Origin of the sequence: Nocardiopsis halophila DSM 44494 (assembly GCF_000341245.1) — a bacterium.
Taxonomy (GTDB): domain Bacteria; phylum Actinomycetota; class Actinomycetes; order Streptosporangiales; family Streptosporangiaceae; genus Nocardiopsis_A; species Nocardiopsis_A halophila.
In genome coordinates this window covers 1-11,167 of the sequence record NZ_ANAD01000128.1, presented here as the reverse complement: position 1 = coordinate 11,167, position 11,167 = coordinate 1, and the positions used below count along the sequence as shown (strand labels likewise).

9 protein-coding genes are annotated in these 11,167 nt (G+C 72.1%); 7 read left to right on the top strand and 2 right to left on the bottom strand.

Features of this window, described 5'->3' with window-relative positions:
- Positions 1–575: 575 nt before the first annotated feature.
- Positions 576–1,385 carry a Fic family protein gene (locus tag D450_RS0114960; protein ID WP_017539471.1) on the bottom strand — a complete coding sequence of 270 codons (810 nt, stop codon included), beginning with the start codon at positions 1,383–1,385 and terminating at the stop codon, positions 576–578.
- 197 nt (positions 1,386–1,582) lie between these two features.
- On the opposite strand from D450_RS0114960, the gene acs reads away from it, so the two are divergent.
- The 6 genes from acs to D450_RS0114930 all read left to right on the top strand — a co-directional run bounded on the left by acs (position 1,583) and on the right by D450_RS0114930 (position 9,553).
- The gene (acs, locus tag D450_RS0114955; protein ID WP_017539470.1) at positions 1,583–3,556 is read left to right on the top strand and encodes an acetate--CoA ligase; all 1,974 of its coding nucleotides are present in this window, start codon (positions 1,583–1,585) and stop codon (positions 3,554–3,556) included.
- 271 nt (positions 3,557–3,827) lie between these two features.
- A complete protein-coding gene (locus tag D450_RS0114950; protein ID WP_039820541.1) occupies positions 3,828–4,265 on the top strand; it encodes a phage holin family protein in 438 nt (145 codons plus the stop codon).
- A 29-nt stretch (positions 4,266–4,294) separates the two neighbouring features.
- Positions 4,295–5,230 (top strand): alpha/beta fold hydrolase, encoded by a 936-nt coding sequence (locus tag D450_RS0114945; RefSeq protein WP_017539468.1) that lies wholly within the window; start codon positions 4,295–4,297, stop codon positions 5,228–5,230.
- Between the two features lie 131 nt (positions 5,231–5,361).
- Positions 5,362–5,904: a DUF309 domain-containing protein gene (locus tag D450_RS0114940; RefSeq protein ID WP_017539467.1), complete on the top strand. Its 543-nt coding sequence runs from the start codon at positions 5,362–5,364 to the stop codon at positions 5,902–5,904.
- Between the two features lie 460 nt (positions 5,905–6,364).
- Entirely contained in the window at positions 6,365–8,809 is a 2,445-nt protein-coding gene (locus tag D450_RS0114935; RefSeq protein ID WP_017558901.1) for a sodium-translocating pyrophosphatase, read from the top strand.
- Positions 8,810–9,064: 255 nt separating this feature from the next.
- Positions 9,065–9,553, top strand: coding sequence for a glutathione peroxidase (locus tag D450_RS0114930; protein ID WP_017539465.1), 489 nt, complete (start codon positions 9,065–9,067; stop codon positions 9,551–9,553).
- Between the two features lie 87 nt (positions 9,554–9,640).
- On the opposite strand, the gene D450_RS0114925 is transcribed toward D450_RS0114930, so the two are convergent.
- Positions 9,641–9,976, bottom strand: coding sequence for a hypothetical protein (locus D450_RS0114925; protein ID WP_017539464.1), 336 nt, complete (start codon positions 9,974–9,976; stop codon positions 9,641–9,643).
- Positions 9,977–10,373: 397 nt separating this feature from the next.
- Here D450_RS0114925 and D450_RS0114915 point away from each other — a divergent pair, with 397 nt between their 5' ends.
- Positions 10,374–10,856, top strand: a complete 483-nt coding sequence (locus D450_RS0114915; RefSeq protein ID WP_017539462.1) for a SixA phosphatase family protein — start codon at positions 10,374–10,376, stop codon at positions 10,854–10,856.
- The last annotated feature ends 311 nt before the right edge of the window (positions 10,857–11,167 follow it).

Genomic DNA, 11,167 nt, shown 5'->3' with positions numbered 1-11,167 from the left:
AAGGCGACGGCCCCCGCCGGGGGGATGGCGGGGGCCGTCTCTCGGTCCGGCTCCGGGGGGGTAGAGCCGGCTCCGTTCCTGGAGAGGTTCGGATACGTGCGTCTCCGGCACCGAGCGGAGGTCGAGGGGTGCGGGTTCCGCGCCGACGGACGCCGACGGGCGCGGGTACCGCCGTACCGTGCGCCGCGACGGGGAGGGGGAGGCCCGTGGTCTCTGCGCGCTCGGCCGAGGTAACAGATCTGATACGCAACGTTACCACGGGGGAGTGTGCGGCGGGGGTGCCGGACCGTTCCACCCCCTTTTCAAAACGCCTGATCAGGCGTACAACGAAATCAGGAGGTGGGCATGGACCCACCGGGCGGGGCACCCGGGTACCCACGCGTCACCAAGCCGCGAGAGGCCCGTCCGCACCGGGATACGTCCTGGTCGGAGCTGAGATATGCACGCTTGATAGCCCGGGCCGACCCGCCCTCGGCGGCGTCTCGGCCGCCCCTTCGCAGAGGGGGCCGGGGCGCCGCTCACCGCGTACGGGTTGTGATGGAAAAGAGACGTGCCCGCCCCCGCTCCGTCCCGCGTCAGCCCCGCTTCAGCGCCTCGCAGGTGGCCAGCGAGTCCCGGGCGCCGTCGGCGATCGCCGCGCAGCAGTGCAGCACCCACGTGCGCACGCCCTCCGGGGTCCCGGTGAGGTAGGCGCGCAGCCCCGCGGTGTACTCCTCGCGGCGCTGCAGGTGCCCCAGCTCCGGCGCCGCCAGCGACTTGGGGTCCAGCCCCCGCTCGATCAGCACCAGCCGCTCGGCCGCCCGCGCCACCACGCCGTCGCCCCACCCGAAGGGGCGCAGCGCCATCAGCTCGCCGTGCACGACCGCTGACACCACCGGCGCGGGCGCCGAGGAGCGCCGCTCCAGCAGTGCGCCGAGCGCCTCCAGCCGGACCTCGACCTCGATCGGCGCGGGCGGGGCGCCCAGCCCCGCGGGGTCCTCCGCCTGCTCGGCGGCGGACCGCGGCCGTCCCAGGCGGTCGGCGCCGGCGCCGTCGGCCGCGGCGAGGGTGTGCAGCCGCGCCAGCGCCTGCCGCGGCGCCTTCGGCCAGGTCTCCACCAGCTGACCCAGCTCGCCGGAGACCCGCAGCGCCCCCTTGACGCGGGGGTCGTCGGCCTCGCCGGAGCGCACCTGCTCCAGGGGCGCCTCCGCGCCGTCGAGCACCGCCGAGGCGTGCGCCCCGCGCAGCGCCGACTCCAGGGACACGTCCGCGCTGCGCCGCCGCAGCACCCGGTGGCCGAGCAGCCGGTCCACCACGGTGCGCGCCTCGGCGACCGCCTCGTCGACGCCGGGCAGTTCCGTGATCCGGGCGAGCGGATCGGTCGTTGCCGCATTCACGCCGTCCACACTACTCGGGCGGCTACGCGGCGGTAACCGGCCGTTCGGCGTGCCGCCGCGACCGCTACGCGCCGGTAACCGACCGCCCGCCGTTTTCGCACCTGCGTGCCCTTGTGATGGGCGGCACCCGATTGATGGAGTGGTCCGCGCCACGTGATTCAGTACATAGGGCAAGCAGGCCTACGACGCACGAAGGAGCTGTAACGGTGGCTGAGACTCCCCAGGGGCACGAGACGCTGTCCAACCTGCTTCACGAGTCACGTCGGTTCGCGCCGCCGGAGGACCTCGCCGCCGCGGCCAATGTGACGGCCGACGCCTTCGCCGAGGCGGACGCCGACCGCCTCGCCTTCTGGGAGAAGCAGGCCGGGCGGCTGCAATGGGAGCAGCGCTGGGACCGGGTCCTGGACTGGGACCCCCCGTTCGCCGAGTGGTTCACCGGCGGCACCATCAACGCCGCCGTGAACTGCCTGGACCGGCACGTGGACGCCGGGCGCGGCGACAAGGTCGCCTACCACTGGGAGGGCGAGCCCGGCGACACCCGCACCATCACCTACGCCGAACTCACGGACATGGTCTGCCAGGCCGCCAACGCCCTGTTGGAGCTGGGCGTGCAGAAGGGCGACCGGGTGGCCGTCTACATGCCGATGATCCCCGAGACCGTGGTGGCCATGCTGGCCTGCGCCCGCATCGGCGCGGTGCACATGGTCGTCTTCGGCGGCTTCTCGGTGGACGCCCTGGGCACCCGGCTCGACGACAGCGCGGCCAAGGTCGTCGTCACCGCCGACGGCGGCTACCGCCGGGGCAAGCCGAGCTCCCTCAAGCCCGCGGTGGACGAGGCCGTCCAGGGCCGCCCGGCGGTCGAGCACGTGCTGGTGGTGCGCCGCACCGGCCAGGACGTCGACTGGACCGAGGGCCGGGACGTGTGGTGGCACGACATCGTCGACCGCCAGTCCACCGAGCACACCGCCGAGGGGCACGACGCCGAGCACCCGCTGTACATCATGTACACCAGCGGCACCACGGCCAAGCCCAAGGGCATCCTCCACACCACCGGGGGATACCTCACCCAGGTCTCCTACACGCACTGGGCGGTGTTCGACCTCAAGCCCGAGACCGACGTCTTCTGNCCGCCCGCCGACATCGGCTGGGTCACCGGCCACTCCTACATCGTCTACGGCCCCCTCTCCAACGGCGCCACCTCGGTCATGTACGAGGGCACCCCGGACACCCCGCACAAGGGGCGCTTCTGGGAGATCGTGGAGAAGTACGGGGTGACCATCGCCTACATGGCCCCCACCGCCATCCGCACCTTCATGAAGTGGGGCGAGGACATCCCCGCGGGCTTCGACCTGTCGAGCCTGCGCGTCCTGGGCTCGGTGGGCGAACCCATCAACCCCGAGGCCTACACCTGGTACCGCAAGAACATCGGCGGCGACCGCACCCCCGTGGTCGACACCTGGTGGCAGACCGAGACCGGCGCCATCATGGTCAGCCCGCTGCCCGGCGTGCACTCCGGCAAGCCCGGCGCCGCCATGCGCTCCCTGCCCGGCATCGCCGCCGACGTCGTGGACGAGAAGGGCGAGTCGGTCCCGCCCGGCGGCGGCGGATACATCGTGGTGCGCGAGCCCTGGCCCTCGATGCTGCGCGGCATCTGGGGCGACCCCGAGCGCTACAAGGACACCTACTGGTCGCGCTTCGACGGGCTCTACTTCCCCGGCGACGGCGCCAAGCGCGACGAGGACGGCGACATCTGGCTGCTGGGCCGCGTGGACGACGTCATGCTCGTCTCCGGCCACAACATCTCCACCACCGAGGTGGAGTCGGCCCTGGTGGCCCACCCCAAGGTCGCCGAGTCCGCCGTGGTCGGCGCCAACGACCCGACCACCGGCCAGGCCATCGTGGCCTTCGTCATCCTGCGCGGCGAGGCCGGCGACGGCGGTGACGATCTGGTCAAGGAGCTGCGCGAGCACGTCGCCGCCTCCCTGGGCCCGATCGCCAAGCCGCGCCAGATCATGGTCGTGCCCGAGCTGCCCAAGACCCGCTCCGGCAAGATCATGCGCCGCCTCCTCCGCGACGTCGCCGAGAACCGGGAGCTGGGCGACGTGTCCACGCTCACCGACGCCGGCTCGATGGAGAAGATCCGCACCGCGTTCGGGGCCGCCTCCGGCGACGACGAGTGAGCCCCGGTCCCGTCCTGGCTTGACAGGCGCACCCCTCGGAGAGGACGACACGGCGGCCCCGGAAGCACGCGCTTCCGGGGCCGCCGTCCTTCCCGCAGGGCCGGGCGCGGGGAGCACCGGCCGGGAGCGGTGCGCCGACGGCCCGAGACCGCGGACCGGCTCGTCCGATACGCTCCGCAGGCACGCCGAACAGCGTGCCGAGGGGAACCCCCGACGTGGCGAATGTGCAAGGATGCGAGAAGCGTTCGACGGAATGAAGGGAGACGCCGCGATGCCCGAGAACCCGTCGAGTGGCCAGGGGGCCGAGGAGTTCGACGCCGCCGACCGGTCGCTCGGGGAGCTCGTCTCCGAGGCGAGCGGGAACATCTCCCGGCTCGTCCGCCTCGAACTGGAGCTGGCCAAGCTCGAACTGGCGCAGAGCGCCAAGCAGGCCGGCAAGGGCTCGGCGATGTTCGTCGTCGCCGCGGTGCTGCTGCACCTGTTCCTGATCCTGTTCTCCGTGACGGCCGGCCTCTTCCTCTATGACGTCGCCGGGCTGTCCGCCTGGGTCTCCTTCCTCATCGTCACCCTCTTCTACCTGCTCGTCGCTGCGGCCTTCATCGGCGTCGGCGTGATCCAGCTGCGCCGGATCAAGGGCTTGGAGCGGTTCGGGAGCACCATGTCGACCACCGTGGCGGTGCTCCAGGGCGAGCGCCCGGCCGACCGCTGACCCGCGCCCGCCCGGACGCAGGCGCGCCCATGCCCCGCGACGCGCCCGCCCCCGACGACTCCGCCGCCCTGGTCGATGGTCCCTGGAAGCACCGGACCGTCAGTGCGGCGGGCACCCGGTTCCACGTCGCCGAGGTCGGCGACGGCCCGCTCGTGCTGCTGCTGCACGGCTTCCCCGGCTTCTGGTGGTCCTGGCAGGCCCAGATCGGCGCCCTGGCCGACGCCGGGTACCGCGCCGTCGCCGTGGACCTGCGCGGCTGCGGCGCCAGTGACAAGCCCCCGCGCGGCTACGACCTGGTCACCGCCGCCTCCGACGCGGCCGGCCTGGTGCGCGCCCTGGGCGAGCCGGACGCCGCCGTCGCCGGGCACGGCACCGGAGGCCTGGTCGCCTGGACGATGGCGGCCTACTACCCCTGGTCGGTCCGGCGCCTCGCGGCCGTCTCGGCCCCGCACCCCCTCCAGCTCCGCGCCGCCCTGCTGGGGCGGCCGGCGCAGACGTGGGCGGCCCGCCGGCTCTTCGGCGACCAGCTGCCCATGGTCCCCGAGCGCGCGCTGCTCGCCGACGGCGCCGTCCGCGTGGGCGAGATGCTCCGCGAGTGGTCGGCGGCCCCCGGCTGGCCGGACCGGGAGACCGAGCGCAGGTGCAAGGAGGCCTTTAGGATCCCCGGGGTCGCCCACTGCACGATGGAGTACCATCGCTGGCTGTTCCGCTCTCAGGTGCGCCCCGACGGGTACCGGTACAGGCGCAGGATGCGTCGTCCAGCGAACGTGCCGACCCTTCAGCTCCACGGCGACCGCGACCCGTTCATACTGCCCTCGACCGCACGCGGGTCGGGCCGCTATGTGGACGCCCCGTACCGGTGGCGGCTGGTGGAGGGCGCCGGGCACTTCCCGCACCAAGAACGCCCGGAGGCCGTCACGAACGCGCTCCTGCGGTGGCTCTGGGACACCGAGCCCGACGCCTGATGGCGGACACGGCACAATCGGGGGAGAGGACGAACGGAGCCCGCACGCGATACGCACGCGACGAGCGTGCGGCACGGGATCCGGGAGACGAGACGGCACAGGCGCGGGCCGCGCGGGGGAGGGGCGACGCAATGGCGGAGAACGCGGAGCACACACAGAACACTGGGCACGGGGAGCACACGGGAGGCCCCGAACGCGCCGACGCGGAACGGGACCGCAACCCGGAGGGGCGCGCCCAGAACCAGCGCCCCCGCGACCGGTTCGGCCGGCCGCTGCCCTACGGCTCCCCCGGGGTTCCGCGGGTCCCCGACGACGCCGTCTTCGCCCCCGATGAAGGGCTGGACGAGGCCCAGTCGCTGCTGGAAGACGGATACGCCTTCCACGCGCACGAGGTCCTGGAAGCCGTCTGGAAGGGCACACAGGGCCACGAGCGCGAACTGTGGCGCGGCCTGGCGCAGATCGCGGTCGGCCTGACGCACGCCCAGCGGGGCAACCGGGTCGGTGCGGCACGGCTGCTGCGTCGCGGCGCCGAGCGGGTGGAGGAGTTCGGCCCCGAGGCGCCCTCCGGCGTCGACGCCCTGGGCGCGGCGGCCCACGCGCGTTCGGTGGCCGACACCGTTGAGGCGGGGCACACGGGCGAGATCGACACCGCCGGGCTGCGTCTCCGCCGCTGAACCCGCCCGCCCGGCTCCCGGGCCGCGGCGGCCTTTCGGGCCCCTCCCGGGGCCCTCTCTCCCCCGAGGGGCCTCCACGCCTGTGACCGGTGCGTCTCCTGTGACGCGTGGGACGCATGCCGCCTATCCGCCCTGCCGAGTATTTCCTCCACATTTCCTGCGGCTAATCCACTATTGTCGATAATAGTGGGCAACGTCGACCATAAAGGGAAATACGGTGCCTGTGAGATCACCGAGCGATCACATATCCGGCCCCAATGCAAGAAGGGTCGGCCCGGCCCTCACTTTTCACCGCTCCGGTGCGTAGAATCCCCGAACATCGTGCCCGCTGGCACCAGCGGCACCGATGACCGAAGAATACGTGCAGTACGTGGTGGTGGCACCCGCATGACCCTGCTCTGCGCGTCGCTCACGGCGCGCACCCTTGCGGGGCCGTACGTGCCCGTTCTAGGAGGACGGATTGTCTGGGCTCAGCAGCCTCGCCGTTGACAGCGGCCCGGCGCTCGCCCTGGACGGCATGAATTTCACGCTCGTCGTCGTGGTCCTGGTGGTGGCGCTGCTCGCGCTCGCCGTCGCCGGGGCCCTGGTGCGTGAGGTTCTCAACGCCGGACAGGGAACCGAGCGGATGCAGAACATCGCACTCGCGGTGCAAGAGGGTGCGGCGGCGTATCTTAAACGCCAGTTCCGCACCCTCGTCGTTTTCATCATCGTCATTCCCCTGCTCCTTCTCCTCCTGCCCGCCGACAGCGAGGCGGTCAGGTACGGGCGCTCGGTCTTCTTCGCGATAGGCGCGGTCTTCTCGGCACTGACCGGATTCATCGGGATGTGGCTCGCGGTGCGCGGCAACGTGCGCGTGGCCGCGGCCGCCCGGGAAGGGGGCCAGGCCGGCGAGCACCGGGCCATGCGCATCGCCTTCCGCACCGGCGGTGTCGCGGGCATGTTCACCGTGGGGCTGGGGCTGCTCGGCGCCGCGATCGTGGTGCTGGCCTACCGCGGCGACGCGCCCATCGTCCTGGAGGGCTTCGGGTTCGGCGCCGCGCTGCTCGCCATGTTCATGCGTGTCGGCGGCGGCATCTTCACCAAGGCGGCCGACGTCGGCGCCGACCTGGTCGGCAAGGTGGAGCAGGGCATCCCCGAGGACGACCCCCGCAACGCCGCCACCATCGCCGACAACGTGGGCGACAACGTCGGCGACTGCGCGGGCATGGCCGCCGACCTGTTCGAGTCCTACGCGGTGGTCCTGGTGGCCTCGCTCATCCTGGGCCGCGTCGCCTTCGGCGTGGAAGGGCTGGTCTTCCCCCTGCTCGTGCCGATGATCGGCGTCATCACCGCCGTGATCGGCATCTTCGTCACCGCCCCGCGCGCGCGGGACAAGAACGCCATGTCGGCCATCAACCGCGGGTTCTTCATCTCCGCCGTCATCTCGGCGCTGCTGGTGGCCGTGACCTCCTACGCCTACCTGCCCTCCAGCTTCTCGGAGCTGCAGGGGGTCGACGAGGCCACCGCCGCCCTCGACGGCGACCCGCGGCTGATCGCGTTCGGCTCGGTCCTGGTGGGCCTGCTGCTGGCGGCCGCCATCCAGCTGCTCACCGGCTACTTCACCGAGACCACCATGCGGCCGGTCAAGGAGATCGGGGAGAGCTCGGAGACCGGCGCCGCCACGGTCATCCTGTCCGGCATCTCCGTCGGCCTGGAGTCGGCGGTCTACTCGGCCCTGCTCATCGCCGGCGCGGTGTACGCGGCCTTCCTCATCGGCGGGGTCTCGGTCACCGTCAGCCTGTTCGCCGTCGCCCTGGCCGGCACCGGACTGCTCACCACGGTCGGCGTGATCGTGGCCATGGACACCTTCGGCCCGGTCTCCGACAACGCCCAGGGCATCGCGGAGATGTCGGGCGACGTCGAGGGGCGCGGCGCCGAAGCCCTCACCAGCCTGGACGCGGTCGGCAACACGACCAAGGCGATCACCAAGGGCATCGCGATCGCCACCGCGGTGCTCGCGGCGACCGCCCTGTTCGGGGCGTTCCGCACGTCGGTGGAGGGGGCGCTCGGCGACGCGGCCGACACCTTCAGCCTCTCCATCGACCAGCCCAACGTCCTGGTCGGCGTCATCATCGGCGCCGCGGTGGTGTTCCTCTTCTCCGGCCTGGCCATCATGGCGGTGGGCCGCGCCGCCGGCCGCGTGGTGATGGAGGTGCGCGAGCAGTTCCGCACCCGCCCGGGGATCATGGACGGCACTGAGAAGCCGGAGTACGCGCGGGTCGTCGACATCTGCACCCGGGACTCGCTGCGGGAGCTGGTCACCCCCGGCCTCCTGGCGGTCCTCACCCCGATCGCGGTCGGGTTCGCCCTCGGGTACGCCCCGCTGGGCGCGTTCCTCGGCGGGGCGATCGCGGCCGGTGCGCTCATGGCCGTGTTCCTGGCCAACTCCGGTGGCGCGTGGGACAACGCCAAGAAGCTGGTCGAGGACGGCCACCACGGAGGCAAGGGCTCGGAGGCGCACGAGGCCACCGTTATCGGCGACACGGTCGGCGACCCCTTCAAGGACACCGCCGGCCCGGCGATCAACCCGCTGCTGAAGGTCATGAACCTGGTGGCGCTGATCATCGCGCCGAGCGTGGTGCTCTACGCCGACGACATCGCGCTGCGGGCGGGCGCGACCGTGCTGGCGGTCGGTGTCATCGCCGGGGCCATCATCTGGTCGAAGCGCCGCGGCAGCACCGAGGCCCCCGCGCAGCAGATCCCTGCCGCGCGTGAGGAGGCGCCGGCCTCAGACGACACGGGCTCCGAGCGCGCGGTCGGCTCCGCCTCCGACGACGGGAAGACGGACGGGGCGGAAGCGCGCGACGAGGGAGACGAGGGCGACGGCGACAAGCAGCCCGTCACCGACGGGACCGCTAAGGACTGATCCCGCAGTCCGCCACTCCCGAGGCCGCCCGGACCCTGTCCGGGCGGCCTCCGCCGTGTTCGGGGCCGACCGGGGCGCTCGGCGGCGCCGTTCCCGGGGAGCAGCGGGATCCGGCGCAGGACGCCGGGGGTGCCTCCGCCCTCGCCGTCACCACGCATGCGCCCGTCCTGAACGCCGGGAATGGACAGTGGGAGCGCGTACGCTCCCCCCTCGAACCCCGACACACGACCTTGAGCACCACGACCAAGGAGCGACATGTCCGTCCTCGACGTCCCGATCGACGCACTCACCGGTGGCCCCGCCGACCTGGCCGGGTACCGCGGCAAGGCCGTGCTGATCGTGAACGTGGCCTCCAAGTGCGGCCTGACCCCGCAGTACACCGCCCTGGAGGAACTCCAGAGTCGCTACGGCCCGCGAGGCTTCACCGTCGTGGGCGTGCCCTGCAACCAGTTCATGGGCCAGGAGCCCGGCAGCGCCGAAGAGATCGCGGAGTTCTGCTCGGCCACCTACGGCGTCACCTTCCCCATGACCGAGAAGGTCGACGTGAACGGTGAAGGGCGGCACCCGCTGTACGCCGGGCTCGTCGACACCGCCGACGCCGAGGGCCACAGCGGCGACATCCGCTGGAACTTCGAGAAGTTCCTCGTGGCCCCCGACGGCAGGGTCGCCGCGCGCTTCTCCCCGCAGACCGCGCCGGACGACGACCAGGTGACCGGTGCGATCGAGGCGGTCCTCCCCGGATGACCGGGCAGTCGTGAAGCAGGTGAAGCAACGGAGTGGGGAGGGTCCCGGTACCGGCCGGGGCCCTCCTCTCCCTCTCTCCCGGGTTCGTCAGGCGGAACCGTTCTGTGCCGTGTCCTTGCGGTGGGCCGACCCGACCGTGAGGCGGTCGAGGATGGCCGCGCCTGCCAGGACGAGCAGGGCGTAGTTCGTCTGCTCGAAGTAGTGCATGAGGACGCCCGCGACGAGCACGGTGGCGGCGCCGACGACGATGCGGTGCGCGCTTCCCTGGGACGCGTAGAGGACCAGGAAGGAGAGGAGCGCAAGGACCGCGAGGTCCGGTCGGCCGGAGAGGGCCGCGAAGAGCATGCCGCCGGCGAGGACACCGGCACCGACGAGGGCGCGGACGTCGGTGGTGGGAAGGGAAGCGCGGGCGATGGGGGTCATGGGGGAGTCCTTACTCTGTCGGTCCCGGTGTCGGGGGGCTTGCCGTGGTGCCGCGCCGGCCGGTGGATCCGGTGGGGTTCGCCGTCCCGCCGCGCCGACCGATGACGATGATTCCGTGAGGGCTCAGGCCGCGGCAGACGGAGAAGTCACCGGTGCGAGCTGACCGAAGCCACGGGGCGGGGGGTGACGAACATCAGCACAAGGCTCCATAGGCTGGGACGGGACGAGCCGGCCGCAGGGGACCGTACGGCGCGGTCCGGTCCGCGGCGGTCCGGTCGGTGGGTCCGCGGTGACACTGAGGAGGGCACGTGACCGGGATGAAGGGCCTCGCCGTGGTGCTGGGGGCCATGCTCGGCTTCATGGCGGTGATGGCCGTCGTGGCGACCATGGTGGCGCCATGACGGGAACGCTGGTGATCGTTCGCCATGCCAAGGCGGAGAACGGAGACGGCGACGACCATGCGCGGCGCCTGACAGGGAAGGGCCGGGCTCAGGCCCAGGCGGCGGGAAGGCTGCTAGCCGAGTCGGGGATCGTGCCGGATCAGGTGATCTGCTCGACCGCGGCCCGGACCCGGGAGACGCTGGAGCTCGCTCTGGAGCAGATGCCGGGACGGCCGTCGGTCGATTACGAGGACGCGGCGTACGGGGCGGACGACCGTACGCTCTTCGACCTCCTCAACCTGGTCCCCAAGGACGTGGGGACGGTGATGCTGGTCGGGCACAACCCGGCGGTGGCACAGATGGCGTCGTCGTTCGTCGACACGCAGGTGCACGGTGGGTACGTCGCCTTCCCGCCGGCGAGCGTCGCGGTGGTCGGCATGGAGGTCGAGTGGCTCTACGCGGCACCGGGTACGGGGAGCGGACGTCTCCTCACCGCGTAGGCGGCGCACTCCAGGAGGGGATCCGGACGCGCCGCGTCCGGAAGCCGGACCGGGAGCCCCCGCGTAGACGGGCTTCCCGCCCGCGACAGTGCCGGGACTGAGCAGCGACGAAGCAGCGGCGGAGCGAGTCCACCAGGGCGTTTGCCATCGGGTCGATCCGTCCCTATAGTGGATCGAGTCGCCCTGAGCCGGGCCCACGGGTTCAGGTTCGGGCGGCGGTCTTCTCTCGGTCGAAGCGAACACCGGACAACGGTGGGCGTGACCGCATCCTTCCGGACACGGAACACTTGGTTCTGAGCACCGGCGAACCG

Coding starts and splice junctions, on each gene's coding strand:
- D450_RS0114950 (WP_039820541.1), top strand. CDS start 3,828: ATGCCCGAGAACCCGTCGAGTGGCCAGGGGGCCGAGGAGTTCGACGCC.
- D450_RS0114915 (WP_017539462.1), top strand. CDS start 10,374: ATGACGGGAACGCTGGTGATCGTTCGCCATGCCAAGGCGGAGAACGGA.
- D450_RS0114930 (WP_017539465.1), top strand. CDS start 9,065: ATGTCCGTCCTCGACGTCCCGATCGACGCACTCACCGGTGGCCCCGCC.
- D450_RS0114925 (WP_017539464.1), bottom strand. CDS start 9,976: ATGACCCCCATCGCCCGCGCTTCCCTTCCCACCACCGACGTCCGCGCC.
- D450_RS0114940 (WP_017539467.1), top strand. CDS start 5,362: ATGGCGGAGAACGCGGAGCACACACAGAACACTGGGCACGGGGAGCAC.
- D450_RS0114945 (WP_017539468.1), top strand. CDS start 4,295: ATGCCCCGCGACGCGCCCGCCCCCGACGACTCCGCCGCCCTGGTCGAT.